Below are 17376 nucleotides of genomic sequence, written 5' to 3'. Positions count from 1 at the left end.
AAAAAAAGTACTTGTCCAATTTTCCCCGATTATCAAGTAAAATGAAATAAAAATTAAAGATGTCTTAAAATAATTATACCGGTAAAATTTCCAAAAGTTGGAAATACAATAATTCAAAATAAAAATGAAGAAGCAATCTGAATATTAAGATTGCTTCTGGTCATTCTTCAAGTCAAGGTCTTGCTCCACTTTGCTTTTTATAGATGCAGTTTGCTTATTAATTTCACCGGATACATCAGTAATTTGCTCAGTGAAAGATGCTTGAGCACGTTTCACTTCAGTAATACCTTTCTTTATCATTTTAGCAAACTCGGGTATCTTCTTGGGTCCAAAAAGAACCAGAATTGCTAAAATAATAAAAATAAGTTCGCCACCACCAACATCAAACATCTATTAGCCTTTTGTGAATTAATCAACCGGTAAATGTTGAGTGTTCTTTTTTTCTTCTTCTTCAGTGTTTGCGGCTTTTTTGAATTCTTTAATACCGCTTCCCAAACCTTTCATCAATTCTGGGATTTTCTTAGCACCGAAAAGAAGTACAATTACAAGAATGATTAAAATCCATTCCATTCCACCGGGCATTCCAAACATTGCTAATGTCATAATTCTCACCTATGTTTAAATTAAATTTTTTGCTATTGAATTAAAAATGTCAATTCCGTCATTACAACCTAAAAGATTATCGCTATATCTTTCAGGGTGAGGCATCATTCCAAGTACATTCCCATTTTTTGAAATTATACCTGCTATATTATTTATTGAGCCGTTAGGATTGTTTTCCATATTTATCTCACCATCAGGTGATGAATATCTGAATATAACCTGATTATTATCTTCAAGTTTATTAATTACATCTGTTTCAGCAAAATAATTGCCTTCGCCGTGAGCAATAGGTATTCTGATTATCTGAAATTCAGAATACTGATGTGTAAAATCAGTATTATTATTTTCAACCTTAAGATAAACATCTTTACATATAAATTTCAGGTTATTGTTCTTAAGTAAAGTCCCGGGGAGCAAACCTGACTCAGTCAAAATCTGAAATCCATTACAAATTCCGATGACATACTTTCCACTGTCAGCAAATTTAATTACTTCATTCATAACTGGTGAAAAGCGTGCAATAGCACCGCATCTGAGATAATCACCATAAGAAAAACCACCGGGAAGTATTATGCAATCTATATCAGACGGTATGCTACTGTCTTTATGCCAAAGGTATTCAACATCATAACCAGCATTGCCGGATACAGCATAAAAAGCATCATGATCGCAATTTGAACCCGGAAAAACTACAACTCCATACTTCATAATTGCACTCACTCGCTGATTTCTTCAATATTTATATAATAATCTTCAATTATCGGATTAGCAATTAGTTTCGAGCAAGCGGATGAAACCGATTCATAAGCTGCTTCCGGACTCACTGCTGTAACGTTGATTTCTACATATTTGCCAATTCTGACGTGATTGAGATTTTGATATTCGAGCGAATGAAGGGCATGCTCAATAGTTTTACCCTGAACATCGAGGATGCTTTCTCTCAAAGTTATGTTGATTTTAGCTTTAAATATTTTCATTTTTTTACCAATTCTTGAATATAAACTTTATAACTGATTATTTGTTAATTTATTGCAAATTAAAACGGAGTTGGCTCCGATTCTTCAATATCGTCAAGCTCATCATCAGGTTCCCTTGTATCTTTGATAAAGTGATATAAATGCCTGATTGTACTTGCCAAAATATAAAATAACATAAATGCAAAGACTAATTTTCCGAACGATATAATTGAAGCTAAAAGTCCAATTATGAATAATACCATGATTATCGGACGTTGCTGAAATGACTTTTTAGATGGTCTTGGAATGTTGTCAAACTTAACGGTTGATACCATTGAATAAGCAACAACAAGTGTCAATCCAATGAATATAACTGATGTCAAGCTTGAATTTCCAAAGGAATAAAAATCTGCGAATAAAATAAATGATATAATTGTTAGTGCTGCTGATGGAATTGGAAGCCCTTTAAAATATATTTTATCTTCAAGACTTGTGAGCTGAATATTGAATCTTGCAAGTCTGGCTGCACCTGTTAGTGCCGGAAGAGCTGCAAGCAGAATACCAAACTCATTAAATTGATAAAAATATACTTTATATAGCATATATGATGGTGCTACTCCAAAAGATACTACATCGCAAAGTGAATCAAGTTCTGCACCAAACTCGCTTGCTGCATTGATTAGACGAGCGACAAGTCCGTCAAGCATATCAAATATCGCTGCAATAAATATAAATAATGCAGCTCGCTTGATATCTCCCTCTGCTGTATAGACTATTGCTGCAAATCCCGAGAAGAGATTTACCAATGTCAGCAGATTAGGTACGAGCGATTTTGTTACTCTTATTTTATTCATTTATTTTATTAGTCAACATGTAATCTTCAAAAATAAGATAAATTCTTCAATCATCAAACTTATTTCATTACACTTGCGAAAAATTTCTTTTATTGGGAGAATTGTAGATAAAAAATGAAAATTTAAATTTCACTTTTCACATTATATTGCTAAAATTTCAATAAAATTTATTAAATTTGAAAATGTAACTTTGTATTTTTTAAAAATAAAGATTGAAATTATGAGACCATTTAAAGTTTTAGGTATCCAGCAAGTAGCAATCGGCGGACTTGACAAAGGTAAATTATCGAATTTCTGGGTAAATATAATGGGTTTGGAGAAAGTTCATACTTTTTCAAGTGCCTCTGAAAATGTTGATGAAGATATTTTACGTATGGGTAAAGGTCCTTATGCTGTCGAAGTTGACCTGATGCAGCCTCTTGATGCTGAAAAGAAACCAAAAGTACACGAACCTCAGCTTAATCATATCGGTCTGTGGATTGATGATTTGAAATCAGCTGTAGATTGGCTTACTGCACAAGGTGTGAGATTTACTCCTGGTGGCATAAGAAAAGGTGCTGCCGGATTTGATGTTTGCTTTATTCATCCTAAAGGTAACGAAGAGTTTCCGCTTTGCTCAGAAGGCGTATTAGTTGAACTTGTGCAGGCACCTGATGATGTTATAGCCGTATTATCAGATTAAATAAGTGAAATCAAATCACACTGCTCAAAAGCTCTTTTTGGGGCTATCTCATGAGGAGATAGCCTTTTTTTAAAAATAATTTTGTTCAACTTTATTGCAAATTCCGAGTATAATACTTAAAAGAAAATGGACTTCATCTAAAGTGACGAAGCCCATTTTTCAGAAAATCTATAAGTCAGAAAAATTTACTTAATTTTTTTGATAGAGAAAGTAACTTTTTCAAGTGGGTTATCTTTTGCATCTCTTTTAGTATTAGCTACTAAATCAATAACTTCAAGACCTGAAACAGCTTTGCCGTAAGCTGTGTACTGACCGTCAAGATGAGGTGATGTTCCATGCATTAGGAAAAACTGAGAAGTTGCACTGTTCGGGTCTTGAGTTCTTGCTGCAGACAAAATGCCTTTTACATGCTTAGTGTCATTGAATTCAGCCGGTACGCGAGTTTGCCCGGGAGCGCCCATACCCCAAGTTTCTCTTGGCTTGTCTTTAGTATTTGGGTCACCACCCTGAATCATAAATCCGGGGATTACTCTATGGAAAGCTAAGCCATCATAAAATTTAGCTGCTACGAGACTGTCAAAATTTTTCACGTGCTTTGGTGCTTTATCGGGGAAAAGCTCTAAAATAATAGTGCCGATTACTTCACCTTTTTGAGATACTGTCATTTCGTATCTTGGATTTGATTGTGCTTCAGCACTTTCATTTGATGTTATCATAATTATAGATACTGCAATAGTTAGTAATAAAAGATTTTTTAAAAAAGTCATAAAAATTTACCGGATTAGTTTAACAACGATAACTAAACGAATAAGAAAAAAAAATGTTTCATAATTATGTTAATTTAAACATTTCAAATTAAAAACGTACTGTTGACGCAATACTCTGAAAATCTGATAATTCATCGCCCTCAAGGAAGACTGTATCACCGCCAAATTTAAGATTTATTTCAATCATTTCATCTATTATATCATTAATGAAATTGATGCCGTCTGAAATTTTGCCATCCAATAATTTGACTGAGCCATTTGAAATTTCAGCCTGTTGAAAATATCCCTTTTTCACAAAAAGTGTTTTTCAGCGTCCTTGATTTACAGCATTCCAAATATCAGTTATATCGCTTAAAAATTTTCCCGTGCTGACAGCAATTTTTAGTTCTGAAACTCGTTCATTATTTCTTTCTGAAAGATATGATTTCATTTGTTGCCATGCTTCAGGCACTATGTTATGGGCTTCATCATTGTCCCAATTTTTATTAATTTGACCAACAATCATTTCTTTTTTATCAGCTACTTTAATAAAATTGTCGTAATTTCTGCTTTCAGTAGCTAAAATTACAGGATAGTTATTCTCTTTGTTGATTTCATTCAAATTTTTGTCTATTCTGTTGAAAAATTCTTCAATCAAATTATCCTGACCCTTTGAAGACGATAATTTTATTTTATCTGTTGTATAAAGAGTGTTGTCGAAAGGAAATCCTTCGGTAATTTCTTCTACTACTTTATCGGTATGTGCTAAAATAAGCCTTGCTTTATCACGACTCAGAGCCAGAACAAAGTATGAAGTTTCATAATGTAATGCTCTTACTAAATCTCGTGTTGCGAAATTATTATCAATTATAACACGATTTTCTACTTCAACAGGAAGTCTTGTGAAATCTGCAAAATCCTCACTAACAAATAAAACTAAACTTTCGAGATTATAATTGTGGTCAATAGAATCACTTAATTCATTGCATTTTTCAATTAAGATTTGAGCCAATTTTTTGTCATAATTTTCCAAGAGTCTTGTTTCTGCTTCTTTAATTAAATTCTTCAGTAGAGTTTGGTCTTTCATATTATCGGGCTTGGTTCTGTGAGTATTTAATATTATACTGACAGACGGATTTTTTGAAATATTTATTACTTGATTTAATAGGTTTTTCATTATGATAAATATGTTTATGATACATAAAAATAATGACGTATTGATTCTTTCATTAGTGCTTGATTAGTTTTAATTAAAAAATATTGAGTTTTTTATTCGTCAATACCAAATTATGTAAAATTCCTTTGTACTAAATGCTGGCAAAATCAAATCAAATAGTAAATCAGATGTTCTCAGGAGATAGGTTTAGTAAGCATCTGGGTATTAAAATAATAGAAATATCTGAAGGCTATTCCAAACTCGAGATGTTGGTACGCGATGATATGCTCAACGGATTTGATATTCTGCACGGCGGAGTTAGCTACTCATTGGCTGATTCATGTCTTGCTTTTGCAGCAAATTCTTATGGCAGAATTTCAGTTTCGCTTAATGCCAAAATGAGCTATCCAGAATCATCAAAAGTAGGCGATATTCTGACTGCTGAATCGGTGGAAATTACAATCACAAATAAAATTGGTATTTATGATGTGTTTATAAAAAACCAACATGGTGTTATGATTGGCGTTTTCAGAGGAACAGTTTACAGAACTGAAAAAGAATTTTTAATCAATAATACGGTAATTAGTAATGAGTAATACTACTAAATCAGCATATATTTGTGATGCAGTAAGAACCCCTATCGGTAAGTATGGTGGTGCCTTATCACCTGTAAGACCTGATGATATGGCTGCAATTGCTATCAATGCACTAATCAATAGAAATCCGGATTTAGACCCTGAAGCAATAGATGATGTTATCCTTGGGTGTGCTAATCAGGCAGGCGAAGATAATCGCGACATTGCCCGTATGGCACTGCTTCTTGCAGGTTTGCCGTATACAGTTCCGGGTGAAACCGTTAACAGACTTTGTGCTTCGGGTATGTCGGCTGTAATTAATGCATCAAGAGCAGTTCAATCCGGGGATGGTTCTCTGTTTATTGCCGGTGGTGTAGAAAGTATGAGTCGTGCTCCTTTTGTAATGGCTAAAAGTGATACAGCTTTCGGAAGAGTACCTGAGATTTATGACACAACAATCGGCTGGAGATTTCCGAATTCAAAGCTTAAAGCTCAGTATGGGACCGATACTATGGGAGAAACTGCCGAGAATGTAGCAGAGCAGTATAATGTTGACCGGGAATCTCAGGATTTGTTTGCTTATAATTCTCAGATGAAAGCTACGAATGCAAGAGCTGATGGAAGGTTTAATATTGAAATTGTACCGGTAGAAATTCCTCAGAGAAAGGGTGAACCCATTATATTTAAAGATGATGAGTTCATAAGACCTGAAACAACTATTGAAGCTCTTGCCAGGCTCAAACCTGCTTTCAAATCAATAGGCAGCGTTACTGCAGGCAACTCATCGGGTGTGAATGATGGAGCTGCTGCTCTTTTAATTGCTGATGATGAATCCGCAAAATTACATAATCTAAAACCAATTGCAAGAATTGTATCTTCTGCAGTAGTTGGAGTAGAGCCGAGAATTATGGGAATTGGTCCTGTGAAAGCATCAATTAAAGCACTTGCAAAGGCAGGATTGACTTTTAATGATATTGATATTATTGAGCTTAATGAAGCATTCGCAGCACAGGGGCTTGCATGCATTCGCAGCTGGGGTTTTGATGATGATGACCCGAGAATTAACCCAAATGGCGGCGCTATTGCTCTTGGTCATCCCCTCGGAATGTCAGGAGCAAGATTGCTGACAACTGCTGCTTATGAACTCAGGCTAAGAAACTTAAAGTATGCCCTTTGTACAATGTGTATTGGAGTGGGGCAGGGCTATGCTGTAATTATTGAAAATGTAACTTAAGATGTCAATATTTGGACAAAAAGTTGGTAGGTTTCCGACTGGGCTTGAGATTATAATCACAGCCTTGTTGGTTATTGCCGTAAACGTTTTGTCTTATCATTTTCAAAATGAAATCACTTATAATGAAGGCAGTGGTTTCGATGGTGTTGAATATCACAAGATAGCTGAAGATTTTGCTAAAGGCAATACACCAACTGCAAGAGCTCCTTTTGTTTATCGTGTCGGAACTCCATTTCTTGCATCTATTGTATCTCCGGATGATATTCTGTATGGGTTCAGGATTGTAAATATTACAGCAGGTTCTCTTATTCCTTTTGCACTATTATTTTGGCTTAGTCTCTATTTCAAAAATATTTATCATCGTATAATTCCGGTCTTTTTGTTTGCGGGTGCCTGGCATTCTCCTCTGAGATTGTCGTGGTTTTATCCTGTGCATTCTGATCCTGTATCAGTTCTGCTCACATTGATTTTGCTGATAGTGCTTTACAATATTTTTAGTAATTCCGGAAATAAAAAATTCAGTATCATTTTGTTCTCGATTCTCACTTTCATTTCAGTTTTTGTCAGAGAAATCGGGTTAATTCCTGCCTTAGTATTTATTCTTGCAAGTATCAGTGTTTCAAAGAGAGATAATAATTTAACAAAAAATAAATTATTAAGTTATTTACCTATTATCAAATTTACTGATAAATCAGGTTTAATTCCGTTTTTGTCCGGAATAGCGGGAATTATTATTATTCGATTTCTTGTAGAAAGCAGTTCATCATATTCATTTGTTAACTCAGCATTTAGCTGGATTTACAGAAAGTCATTATTTATGTATTTACACTCATGGCTTTTAGCATTTGGTCCTGTTCTGTTTATTGTTATTTACAAATGGAAGTATGCATATATTTATATGAAAAATAATAAATTATCTGCTTATTTTATGATACTAATTGCGATTTTAGGTTTGGCAGGAGGCTCGGATACTGAAAGGCTTGTTTACTGGTCAATGCCTGTTGTTTATATTATGATTATGCGAATAGCAAGTGAATTTGATGTATTCAAATCAAAATTAATATTTTGGTATCTAACTGTTTTACAAATCATAAATATGCGTTTATTCTGGGCTACGCCTGATTATCCTAACGATTTTCCAAGCAAAATATCATTTCTGACTCCTATAGGCTCGGACTTCCCGCTCTTAGACCTCTGGACATGGCATGGTGACTTGAAAGTGAATTTGATTTCCTTTGCAGGATATATCATCTCTTTCTTAGTTTTTGCAGGTATCGTCCATTACACTGATAAGAATTCTTCAAAAAAATTATGAATCGGCTCTTAAATTTAATTCCCATTTGTATGATGTAGCTGTCATATCGTCAAGGTTATATTTAGGCTTCCAGTTTAAAAAATTATTTGCTTTCGTTGAATCAGCCCAAATTTTTTCAATATCGCCTGCTCTTCTGTCAACAATTTGGTAGGGAAGAGGCTTGTCCAATACTTTATTGATGCTTTCGATAACTTGTAAAACACTAAATCCTTCACCGGTACCAACATTGAAAATATCCAAAAAATTATCAGGTTTTGAATCAAGATATTCAATTGCTTTAATATGTGCATCAGCTAGGTCGCTTACGTGAATATAGTCACGTATAGCTGTACCGTCGGGTGTGTTATAATCATTTCCGAATACCATTAGTTTTTCTCTTAATCCAAGTGCTGTTTGAGTTATAAATGGCATCAGATTGTTGGGTATTCCTTGTGGGAGTTCTCCGATTAAACCACACGGATGAGCTCCCACAGGATTAAAATATCTTAAAAGAATTGCTCTCATTTCCTTGCCTGATTCAATATAATCTTTTATTATATCTTCACAAACTTTTTTTGTGTTGCCATAAGGTGAATTTGCTGGCTGCAAGGGTGTCGTCTCGCTTACAGGAAGAATATCCGGCTGACCATATACAGTACATGAAGACGAAAAAATCAAATTTTTACATTTGAATTTTTCCATTACCTTAATTAAACTCAGCAAACCACCAATATTATTTGTGTAATACATTAAAGGGAAATTTACCGATTCACCGACTGCCTTGTATGCTGCAAAATGTATAACTGAATGAATATCAGGATTATCAGTAAAAATTTGATTTAGTTGCTCAAAATCTGTAACGTCAGCATTATAGAATATCGGTCTGATACCGGTAATTTTTTCTATTCTGTCAAGTGTTTTGATTTCGGAATTTGCAAGATTATCAATTATAACGACATCATGATTCAGACCAATTAGTTCTATTGCAGTGTGAGAGCCGATATATCCGGTGCCACCGGTTACAAGTACTTTTGCCATTTTCTGAGATATTAATTATAAATTAAATTAAACGATTTGTATTACTTAATATTGAATTTTGATTTCATCAATTCAAAGTTTTTTATAAATCGAGAATGCAAACTAAATGATTAACCAATTAGACTGAGAGTCCAACTTGTTATTGGACTCTCCCAAAAATTAGTCCGTTTTACCTGACAATATTTAATTTTTCGCTTCTTATGTTGATTCCATCAGACATTTTGATGACGTATGCACCTGAAGGCAGTTTACTACAGTCATATCGAACATTATGGACTCCGGGCTCAAAATATGCTGAAGTTATATCTGTGATTAATTTGCCGTTTGTATCAAACACAACTATTGACAAATTGGCAAAATAAGGCACTTCAAATTCAATATTCAGATTTCCTGAAGAAGGATTAGGATATACATTTGTAAAGCCAAATCTGATTTCATTAGATTGATTTACAGAAGTAGCTTCTCCGGTCGTAAATCTGGATACATTTGACCAAGGCTTCCAATCTGTTGCACCATCAGTTTTCAATTCCTCAGCAACTCTTACTCTCCAGTAATACAATGTATTTGCTTTAAGTGGTTCTTCTAACAAATATAATAAAGGCATATCTTCTGACTCAATTTTAACATCCAATACTAAATTTGTAAGCGAATTATCCTCTGATAACTGAATATTAACAGCTTTCATTCCTTCAACTTTTGTCCAGGATAATTGCGGTAATCTTGAAATATTTGAAGAGTTATTTTCCGGTATTAATAATTTCACAATTGGCTGTGCTTGTTCTATAATTTCAAATTTCCAGACATCAGAACTCACTTCATTGCCATCTTCATCTTTCAAAATTATTTGCCAGAAATAGATACCTGGAATCGTAGTAGAATAAGTAGAAATGAATCTTGACGGTTCACTTGGTAATTCGCCATTAATAAAACTGACATATTGATTATCATAGTATCTGATTAATTTAAAAGTATAATCTTTGTAATTCCCGAGCAATTGTGCTTCAAATATTACTGTGGAACCTTTTTCAAGTTTACTTCCATTTTCAGGTAATATAAGGATTGGCTTATAAGAAGTAATATTTGAAATATTGCCATCATAATCAATTAGATATTTAACATTCGCAAATAAACTGTCGAAAGTAAGAGTTTTGCCATCCTGAAATCTAACGGTTACTTCTTTTACAATTGCATCATTTTTCAACCCAAAATGAAGGTCATTGCTGCTTTGTCCTGCTCTGCCATTAAGTATAGTTCCCGGAAGCTGAGCCATTCTTTGTGTGCCGTCCTCCATTTTTAATGAAACAGAGCTTCCGTATCCGTCACGATTAACATTTTTCCCGTCTCCTTTAAGCTTAAAGGCAATCCAGTTGCTGCGAGTTAACCGGTTATCAAATAATTTCACATTTTCATTGCTGGAGGCTATTAATACATCCACACCGCCATTATTATCAAAGTCACCTCTCACAGGTACCCATGCACCGTGGATAATCGCACCTGATTCCCATGTGATATCTCTGAGATAAAAAGGTGCTAATCCATGACCGTGTTCATTCAGATAAACTCTCGAGTTCTTATCACGCCCATCCCCTTTTTTATAATATGCATATTGAGCATGTACAATATCAGTCCTTGCATCATTGTTTAAATCTGCAACCATAATCCCTGCATTCATTTCGTAGAACCCGAGAGAAGTCATTCTTGTTACATCAGAAAAAATATTCCCGCCGGTATTATTAGCCCAAACCAGTGATGGATTAGAAGACAATGCGCGAGAATCAGGATGGCTGAGATTTCCAACTACCAAATCAGGGTCATTATCTCCCAAAGTCAACATTCCCCAGTCTGCACCCATTCCATGACCAAAATAATTATCATAATATGTCGGTGCACCACGAACACCTGTTGCCCTGCCAACCTCTGTAAATGTGCCATCGCCGTTATTTCTGTAAAGTAAATCAGGAGCTAATCTGTAAGTTGCTACAAAAATATCAGGTTTGCCGTCCGAATTGTAATCGCAAACCGTAGCCCCCCATGTATCAAGAAACGGTGCCGGTTCAGCCGCAGCAATACCGGACTCTAATGTAACATCTCTAAATTTTCTATTACCAAGATTTTTGTATAATTTATCCTGAAAATAAGTTTCCTGACCACCTGACTCACGGCGACCTTTAGCAATAAATATATCTAAAAGTCCATCGCCGTCATAATCAAGAAGTAATGGAGAAACTGTTGGAGAATCTGTTGAGAAAACATTTTCGGAACTTTCCTCATAAGTTCCGTCAGATTTACCCCAATAAATTCTGTCGTTAGCACCTCCACGATTTGCATAAAAGTCCATAAAGCCATCATTGTCAATATCTGCCCAGATTGAACCGCTATTGTTAACATTAATTTTTGATGAAATATTCTCGAAAGTGCCATCACCATTATTTAAAAAGTAGCTGCCTTTTATTGCAATATCATCATAACCATCATGATTAAAATCTGCTACTGAAGCCATTTCAGATATAATCGGAGTATTGCTTGTATTTACAAGCCCGCGCAGGACTGTTACATCAGGAAGCGAAGGTTCGGGCTTCTCGCCGGGTTTACCTTCGCTATCTTTGAATTGATAATCCATTTCAAGTCTGACTATATACCTTCCTTGAGCTAATGAAATAATTGTTCCGGCTATGTTATAGAATTGAGGATTAGGTTTATAAACATCATTTAAGAAAGAATTTGCTGTGGCTGCAGTCTGCTCTTGTCTGTCCAAAGTAAAATATGGTCCTCCCGGCTTAATAATATGTTGAATTGCTACTGCATTGATTCCGCCTACCATCAAGCCATCTTTGCCATTCTGTGGTGTAATCCCTGATAAGTCAATTTCATACCATCCGGGAGTTCCCGGATAATCAATGACGTATGCATTATGTGTATTTATATACTGACACCACATAGATGGAGGCAATGTGCCATCAGTAGGGTCACCAACAACCCAGATTGTATCCCGGTTTGCCTGAGTGCCACTCAAATATAGAAACAACTTTTTTGCAATTCCGGGTACAGGCGGTTTTAGAATAACAGTTTCCTCGTAATTAGGATTGTTCCCATAATAACCTCTTATATTGCCGTTATCCATTTGAAAATTCCCGTATTGAGAAAATGTTGATGATAATGACAAAATGAAAAATGAAATTATAATTGTAAAAATGTGCTTCATAATAATTTCCTTTTTATAATTTGAATTTACAATAATTACAATTTTAACTAAAAATTTTGAAATATAAAAATTTTAGATTATTTATTTCAGATATTATAGTTTTTATAATTACTCAATTGCAGATGCAAACTTTACCGTGATATTATCTCCGGTAAAATACCCTTTATTTGTGAGCTTCAAAATTCCGCTATTTAATTCTGCAAATCCTTCTGAAATTAATTTCTCGATATAATTTCTATGACATTTAAATAAATCAATTTTATAGAAATTTGCAAATTCATCAAAATTTATTCCTTCGGCTCGAAGACCTAAATAAATTTTTTCAAAAATCATCTGGTTCCTACTTAAATCTTCAAACCCTTCAATCGGGAAATTCCCATTTTCAAGAGATTGGAAATATTTGTCGTTACTTCTGTAATTCCAGGCTCTTCTTTCACCGATATAACTATGTGCTGAAGGACCGAATCCGAAATATTCATCACCACTCCAATATCTTAAATTATGCCTGCATTTACTGCCCGATTTTGCATAATTGGATACTTCATATTGCATAAAACCTGCTTTTGATAGCACCTCATTTGTCATGAAATAAAGCTCAGAATCACTTTCATCGTTTTGAGGAACTATTTTTCCTGATTTATAATCTTCATATAGAGGAGTTCCGGGTTCATAAATCAGACTGTATGCGGATATATGATTTGTTTCAAGTTCAATTGCTTTATTTAGATTGTAATACCAATTATCAGGAGTTTGATTAGGAAGTGCGAACATTAAATCAATACTGATATTCGAGAATCCAACTTCTCTTGCCAATTTAACAGACTTTGCAATATCATCTTTAGAATGAATGCGTTCCAGAAATTTCAATTCTGCTTCAATAAAGGATTGAACACCAAAACTTATCCTGTTTACACCCAGCTCTTTATAAACAGTGAGGAATTTAACATCTATAGTACCCGGATTGCATTCCATAGTTATTTCGCAATCTGAAGTAAGTGTCACATTATCTCTGATTATTTTAAACACCGGTTCGATATGATGTGGTTTCATCAGTGAAGGTGTGCCTCCACCTATGAAAATTGAATCCACTAGAATTTCATCACTAAATTCAGCGAACTTCATTTCAATTTCTTTGGTGAGCAGTTTTGTGAATTTATTTCTTGAGTTGAGATTTTCAATAGAATAAAAATCGCAATAGGAACACTTATGCACGCAATATGGAAAATGTATATATATGCCGTATTTTTTCATAGTTCAAAAGTAATAATAAATATATATATCTAATCAAAATCTAATGCATATTTTATCAAAATTCATCATTATTGAAAAAATATTTTTTCAATTCACAAAAAAGTGTTATTTTTGTATTCCTATTTCGGATGCTCAGGTGGCGGAATTGGTAGACGCACAGGACTTAAAATCCTGTGGGCTTTACGCCCGTGGGGGTTCGATTCCCCCTCTGAGTACAAACAAAAGGCTGTGAGATTAATCACAGCCTTTTGTTTTTGGTATTGGTTGCTTTCGTTTACTTTTTGTTTTTAACTAATTTATTGAGTCTTAAATCCAGAAGCACTTCAGCTTCTTCTGGTATGACTATATTAAATTCACCCGTAGGGTCAATGAAGCCTGATTTATCACCATCTACAGCCCAAGCCAGACCATCTCTGAATGACTCAATATTATCAAATTCCTTTTCTACTACTTTATTTCCAAAATAGTCAATAATTTTCCATTTGCCATCTTCGAGAACTGCTCCAAGACCTTGATGGAAATCTCTTATATCCTCATAACGGAAATCTACAACTTTGCCACCGCCACGATTGATTATACCCCAATTCGGCTTATAGTTTGTGGCATTTCTCTCCGGAACTCCGACAAAACAGAAACCTTCGACGAAATCAAGTGCAAAATCATAATCAGCTTCTATTTCGAGTTCACCTTTTTGATTAATAAATCCCCATTTACCAAGAATATTAACCCTTGCAAGTCCGTTGACAAAATTTGTTACTTCATCATATTGGTATGGAATAACAACTTCACCCTTTTTATTAATAAATCCAAATCTGTCATCTTTATTTGTCATTGCGGCTAATCCCTCATTGAAAGCAGAGCCAAATCCGGTTGTATCCCAAGGTATTACCATTTTTCCGGTTGTATCCACATAACCGCGGTAGTCACGATTCATTACCCATGCCAGACCTTCGGAATAATCAACAGCATCTAAAAATTCTTTTGGGACAATCATTTTCCCTTCTTTGTTTATAAATCCGAATAAACGGAGCTCTGAATCTTTGTCAATCAAATCGCTAATCATCGCCATTCCATTTCGGAATAACCTGACGTCATCACACATAGGAACTGCAACTTCACCTTTGTCGTTCATAAAGCCCCAGATTTTGATACTATCAATTTCGAGGTAAACTTTATAGAATCCTTCTGAGTAGCCTGCTACAAATTTTAAATTTATCGGATTGAATATTGCTTTACCTTCCTCATCAATTATATACCATAGATTATCTACTTTATACGCTGCTAAAGGCTTCGAAATTGCATTGCCAATATTGGCAAAGATGATTGATACTAATAATATTTGCAAAAATTTCTTCATAATTTCCTATTTTATAATTGCCACATCAACAGGGTAAACATTCAATAATTTAATCAGTAAATCAGGATTTATACCTATTAAAAAACCTTGCTTACCACCATTTATATAAATCTTATCTAAGTTCAAAATTGTACTTTCGGCATAAATATTAGTTTTCTTTCTAAGCCCGAATGGACTTGTCCCACCAAATTTATAACCCGTGTGATTAAAAGCCGTTTTTTCGTCGCACTGCTCTATCAATTTAGAACCTATCTGACGTGCAAGCTCTTTGACAGAAACCTCCAAATCTCCATGTTGCAGTACGCAGATAATATCTCTGTCGGATTTGAAAATTAAGGTCTTCACTACATTGTGTTCATCAACACCTAATTCCTCAGCTGATTGTGCTGTGCCGCCATGCTCTTTATATTCATAAAGATATTCATCATAAGCTGCCTTATTATCCCTCAAAAATCTGATTGCGGGTGTAACCGGAAATTTTTCTTTTGACATTTGAAATCAATTTTATTTATATATTTTCTCTACAAAAAAATATACGGCTTCGCAGAATTATATCAGTTTTACTATTAAATCTTAACGAAGCCGTATGCAAGAAATTATTCATTTATAAATTCACGTAATTTGCTCATTCCTGCACCTTCTCTAAGTATCTGGAATTCATCGCTAGTTAAATCAATAATACTTGACTCGCCTTCGAAAGAATATTTATCGGAGCTTACAGCAATATCAACAAACTTTGAGAAAGCTTCAATAATTTCATCAGGATGCTCGAAATTCTTGTCAGGTAATTTTGCTGAAATTGAAATTATCGGAAAGCCATGCGATTTCAATAATGCCTGAGACAAATTATTTTGTGGAACTCTTATACCGGCAGTTAAGCGCTTAGGATTCTGGGCAAATTTTGGGACAAGTTTTGATGCCGGAAGAATAAATGTATAAGGTCCGGGTATCAATCGTTTGATTAGTTTATATGCCTCATCACTGACTTTAGCAAATTCCGAAACATTTGATAATGAGTCGCAAAGAAAAGTAAGAGACTGATTATCAGGAAGCTGTCTAATGCTACGAAGTCTGGAGATTGCCTCCTTATTTGATAAGGCGCAACCCAAAGTAAATTGTGTATCTGTAGGGTAGAGAATTACGGCTCCATCGCGAATTGCTGATACTACTTTCTCGATTTTATTAGCTTCAGGGGTTTCCTGATGTATATTTAAAACTAATGCTGACATTATAACTCCTCTTTAATAGTTTACTAAATAGTAATTCTGAATTTTATTACTTAACTTGTAAGTATAATTTTTATTTTTAAATAATTTTAATATATAATATTATTATACACTAAATTCATATCCGATACATCTAAAGACATTAAGCATAGGCATTTACAAATTCAGGTGTTATATTCAAATTACTGTTGAATTTTTCCATTTGCATGCGGGATAATTCCATTCTTGCACTCATCTCATTTTTTGATGCTTCATTTGCGACAGCTCTGTCCTGAGGCGATGGGTCAGATGGAGCTAAAGCAGCACGTCTGACTTGTTGCATCTTCGAAATAGTGCCTTCAGGGTCATCAGGCAAAGGAGAAGCATCAATTTGAACCTCTCCGCCAACTATGTAACGCTTCCCGTCAGGTCCTGATTGATAGCTGTAAGAAGCACCACCCCTTACAAGACCTCCTCCTGCGGCAATATGTGCCTGCTCGTGGGCTATTACCTGCTGCTCGATTCGCTTCAAACGTTCGACTAATTTCTTTTCTTCGCTTGATAATTCATCAGCAGAATTATTTGATTTTGTAAATTTATCTTCACTTAATTTATCGGTAAATTTAGTATTGGCAATTTTATTTTCATCAACATCTGTAAATCCATATGTGCTTCTAACTCTTGTAACAGAAATATCGGGATAATAATTGCCGATTGAATTTATCATTCGCCGACCTCTATATCAGTAGAGTTAACAAGATAAAATCTACCAATTTTGGCAACAAACATTTCTCCGCTTTTGCCAACAAATTGATATTCGCCTTCCATGGTGCCCCATTCGGTGTTAAGGGGGCAAAAACTCGTGTATGTGAATGATTCACCAGGATTCAGCTCCGGAAAATAGCCAACAACTCCTTCACCGATTACTTCTTCAGGATCACCTTCTGAATTAATAATTATCCAGTGTCGCGAAAGAAGTTTAGCCCAGTCAGAGCCTACATTTGAAATAATTACAGTATAAGCAAAATAATACCTGCCATCTCCGGGAGTTTGACTCGCAGGTATGTACTGGGGAAATACCCTTACTCTGATTCCATTAGTTGTTACATCCGAACTTGTATTCAAAGTATTAATTAGCAATTTGTACTACATTCACATAGTCTTATTCGTATTTTAAGAAATATTATTTTAAGAATTTGTGAATAATTGAAGAAAATTAAAAA

General features: G+C 34.6%; 20 protein-coding genes and 1 tRNA gene. 5 read left to right on the top strand and 16 right to left on the bottom strand.

The window, feature by feature from the left end:
- Positions 1–144: 144 nt before the first annotated feature.
- The 5 genes from KF896_03955 to pssA form a co-directional block, all read right to left on the bottom strand.
- Positions 145–390, bottom strand: coding sequence for a twin-arginine translocase TatA/TatE family subunit (locus KF896_03955; protein ID MBX3042850.1), 246 nt, complete (start codon positions 388–390; stop codon positions 145–147).
- A gap of 18 nt (positions 391–408) precedes the next feature.
- On the bottom strand, positions 409–591 hold the full coding sequence (locus tag KF896_03950) for a twin-arginine translocase TatA/TatE family subunit (protein MBX3042849.1): 183 nt from the start codon (positions 589–591) through the stop codon (positions 409–411).
- Positions 592–618: 27 nt separating this feature from the next.
- On the bottom strand, positions 619–1311 hold the full coding sequence (gene purQ, locus KF896_03945) for a phosphoribosylformylglycinamidine synthase subunit PurQ (GenBank protein ID MBX3042848.1): 693 nt from the start codon (positions 1309–1311) through the stop codon (positions 619–621).
- Positions 1312–1319: 8 nt separating this feature from the next.
- A complete protein-coding gene (gene purS, locus KF896_03940) occupies positions 1320–1574 on the bottom strand; it encodes a phosphoribosylformylglycinamidine synthase subunit PurS (GenBank protein MBX3042847.1) in 255 nt (84 codons plus the stop codon).
- 65 nt (positions 1575–1639) lie between these two features.
- A complete protein-coding gene (pssA, locus tag KF896_03935) occupies positions 1640–2413 on the bottom strand; it encodes a CDP-diacylglycerol--serine O-phosphatidyltransferase (GenBank protein MBX3042846.1) in 774 nt (257 codons plus the stop codon).
- A 220-nt stretch (positions 2414–2633) separates the two neighbouring features.
- Between pssA and KF896_03930 the strand changes: the two genes are divergently transcribed.
- Positions 2634–3095, top strand: a complete 462-nt coding sequence (locus KF896_03930) for a VOC family protein (protein ID MBX3042845.1) — start codon at positions 2634–2636, stop codon at positions 3093–3095.
- Between the two features lie 185 nt (positions 3096–3280).
- On the opposite strand, the gene KF896_03925 is transcribed toward KF896_03930, so the two are convergent.
- The 3 genes from KF896_03925 to KF896_03915 form a co-directional block, all read right to left on the bottom strand.
- The gene (locus KF896_03925) at positions 3281–3760 is read right to left on the bottom strand and encodes a peptidylprolyl isomerase (protein ID MBX3042844.1); all 480 of its coding nucleotides are present in this window, start codon (positions 3758–3760) and stop codon (positions 3281–3283) included.
- Between the two features lie 190 nt (positions 3761–3950).
- Positions 3951–4157, bottom strand: a complete 207-nt coding sequence (locus KF896_03920) for a hypothetical protein (GenBank protein ID MBX3042843.1) — start codon at positions 4155–4157, stop codon at positions 3951–3953.
- Positions 4158–4169: 12 nt separating this feature from the next.
- Complete coding sequence (locus KF896_03915) at positions 4170–5018, bottom strand: hypothetical protein (protein MBX3042842.1); 849 nt, start codon at positions 5016–5018, stop codon at positions 4170–4172.
- 134 nt (positions 5019–5152) lie between these two features.
- Between KF896_03915 and KF896_03910 the strand changes: the two genes are divergently transcribed.
- The 3 genes from KF896_03910 to KF896_03900 are packed head-to-tail and all read left to right on the top strand — an operon-like array spanning position 5153 to position 8121.
- The gene (locus KF896_03910; protein MBX3042841.1) at positions 5153–5593 is read left to right on the top strand and encodes a hotdog fold thioesterase; all 441 of its coding nucleotides are present in this window, start codon (positions 5153–5155) and stop codon (positions 5591–5593) included.
- The gene (pcaF, locus tag KF896_03905) at positions 5586–6806 is read left to right on the top strand and encodes a 3-oxoadipyl-CoA thiolase (GenBank protein ID MBX3042840.1); all 1221 of its coding nucleotides are present in this window, start codon (positions 5586–5588) and stop codon (positions 6804–6806) included. The genes KF896_03910 and pcaF overlap by 8 nt, the downstream gene beginning before the upstream one ends.
- Position 6807: 1 nt before the next feature.
- Positions 6808–8121 carry a hypothetical protein gene (locus KF896_03900; protein MBX3042839.1) on the top strand — a complete coding sequence of 438 codons (1314 nt, stop codon included), beginning with the start codon at positions 6808–6810 and terminating at the stop codon, positions 8119–8121.
- On the opposite strand, the gene galE is transcribed toward KF896_03900, so the two are convergent.
- From galE to hemW, 3 genes are all read right to left on the bottom strand, one after another.
- Entirely contained in the window at positions 8116–9138 is a 1023-nt protein-coding gene (gene galE, locus KF896_03895; protein MBX3042838.1) for a UDP-glucose 4-epimerase GalE, read from the bottom strand. The genes KF896_03900 and galE overlap by 6 nt on opposite strands.
- Positions 9139–9307: 169 nt before the next feature.
- A complete protein-coding gene (locus tag KF896_03890) occupies positions 9308–12340 on the bottom strand; it encodes a VCBS repeat-containing protein (GenBank protein ID MBX3042837.1) in 3033 nt (1010 codons plus the stop codon).
- Between the two features lie 108 nt (positions 12341–12448).
- Positions 12449–13591, bottom strand: coding sequence for a radical SAM family heme chaperone HemW (gene hemW / locus KF896_03885; protein ID MBX3042836.1), 1143 nt, complete (start codon positions 13589–13591; stop codon positions 12449–12451).
- Positions 13592–13721: 130 nt separating this feature from the next.
- Here hemW and KF896_03880 point away from each other — a divergent pair.
- Positions 13722–13806, top strand: a tRNA-Leu gene (locus tag KF896_03880).
- Between the two features lie 59 nt (positions 13807–13865).
- On the opposite strand, the gene KF896_03875 is transcribed toward KF896_03880, so the two are convergent.
- The 5 genes from KF896_03875 to apaG all read right to left on the bottom strand — a co-directional run bounded on the left by KF896_03875 (position 13866) and on the right by apaG (position 17278).
- On the bottom strand, positions 13866–14948 hold the full coding sequence (locus tag KF896_03875) for a WG repeat-containing protein (GenBank protein MBX3042835.1): 1083 nt from the start codon (positions 14946–14948) through the stop codon (positions 13866–13868).
- Between the two features lie 6 nt (positions 14949–14954).
- Positions 14955–15440: a Cys-tRNA(Pro) deacylase gene (locus KF896_03870; protein MBX3042834.1), complete on the bottom strand. Its 486-nt coding sequence runs from the start codon at positions 15438–15440 to the stop codon at positions 14955–14957.
- A 104-nt stretch (positions 15441–15544) separates the two neighbouring features.
- Complete coding sequence (locus tag KF896_03865) at positions 15545–16177, bottom strand: threonylcarbamoyl-AMP synthase (protein MBX3042833.1); 633 nt, start codon at positions 16175–16177, stop codon at positions 15545–15547.
- Positions 16178–16316: 139 nt separating this feature from the next.
- Entirely contained in the window at positions 16317–16880 is a 564-nt protein-coding gene (locus KF896_03860; GenBank protein ID MBX3042832.1) for a hypothetical protein, read from the bottom strand.
- Entirely contained in the window at positions 16877–17278 is a 402-nt protein-coding gene (gene apaG / locus KF896_03855; protein ID MBX3042831.1) for a Co2+/Mg2+ efflux protein ApaG, read from the bottom strand. Before apaG ends, KF896_03860 begins: the two co-directional genes overlap by 4 nt.
- Positions 17279–17376 lie beyond the last annotated feature (98 nt).

The organism is Ignavibacteriota bacterium (assembly GCA_019637995.1).
Lineage (GTDB): Bacteria > Bacteroidota > Ignavibacteria > Kapaibacteriales > UBA2268 > JANJTB01.
This window is presented reverse-complemented; position numbering and strand designations above follow the sequence as displayed.

Bases quoted from the DNA above. Each gene is read 5' to 3' on its own strand.
- KF896_03915 (MBX3042842.1), bottom strand. From the start codon at position 5,018: ATGAAAAACCTATTAAATCAAGTAATAAATATTTCAAAAAATCCGTCT.
- pssA (MBX3042846.1), bottom strand. From the start codon at position 2,413: ATGAATAAAATAAGAGTAACAAAATCGCTCGTACCTAATCTGCTGACA.
- hemW (MBX3042836.1), bottom strand. From the start codon at position 13,591: ATGAAAAAATACGGCATATATATACATTTTCCATATTGCGTGCATAAG.
- KF896_03890 (MBX3042837.1), bottom strand. From the start codon at position 12,340: ATGAAGCACATTTTTACAATTATAATTTCATTTTTCATTTTGTCATTA.
- KF896_03930 (MBX3042845.1), top strand. From the start codon at position 2,634: ATGAGACCATTTAAAGTTTTAGGTATCCAGCAAGTAGCAATCGGCGGA.
- purQ (MBX3042848.1), bottom strand. From the start codon at position 1,311: ATGAAGTATGGAGTTGTAGTTTTTCCGGGTTCAAATTGCGATCATGAT.
- KF896_03910 (MBX3042841.1), top strand. From the start codon at position 5,153: ATGCTGGCAAAATCAAATCAAATAGTAAATCAGATGTTCTCAGGAGAT.
- pcaF (MBX3042840.1), top strand. From the start codon at position 5,586: ATGAGTAATACTACTAAATCAGCATATATTTGTGATGCAGTAAGAACC.
- KF896_03925 (MBX3042844.1), bottom strand. From the start codon at position 3,760: ATGACAGTATCTCAAAAAGGTGAAGTAATCGGCACTATTATTTTAGAG.
- KF896_03865 (MBX3042833.1), bottom strand. From the start codon at position 16,177: ATGTCAGCATTAGTTTTAAATATACATCAGGAAACCCCTGAAGCTAAT.
- KF896_03870 (MBX3042834.1), bottom strand. From the start codon at position 15,440: ATGTCAAAAGAAAAATTTCCGGTTACACCCGCAATCAGATTTTTGAGG.
- KF896_03900 (MBX3042839.1), top strand. From the start codon at position 6,808: ATGTCAATATTTGGACAAAAAGTTGGTAGGTTTCCGACTGGGCTTGAG.
- KF896_03955 (MBX3042850.1), bottom strand. From the start codon at position 390: ATGTTTGATGTTGGTGGTGGCGAACTTATTTTTATTATTTTAGCAATT.
- KF896_03950 (MBX3042849.1), bottom strand. From the start codon at position 591: ATGTTTGGAATGCCCGGTGGAATGGAATGGATTTTAATCATTCTTGTA.
- KF896_03860 (MBX3042832.1), bottom strand. From the start codon at position 16,880: ATGATAAATTCAATCGGCAATTATTATCCCGATATTTCTGTTACAAGA.
- KF896_03875 (MBX3042835.1), bottom strand. From the start codon at position 14,948: ATGAAGAAATTTTTGCAAATATTATTAGTATCAATCATCTTTGCCAAT.
- galE (MBX3042838.1), bottom strand. From the start codon at position 9,138: ATGGCAAAAGTACTTGTAACCGGTGGCACCGGATATATCGGCTCTCAC.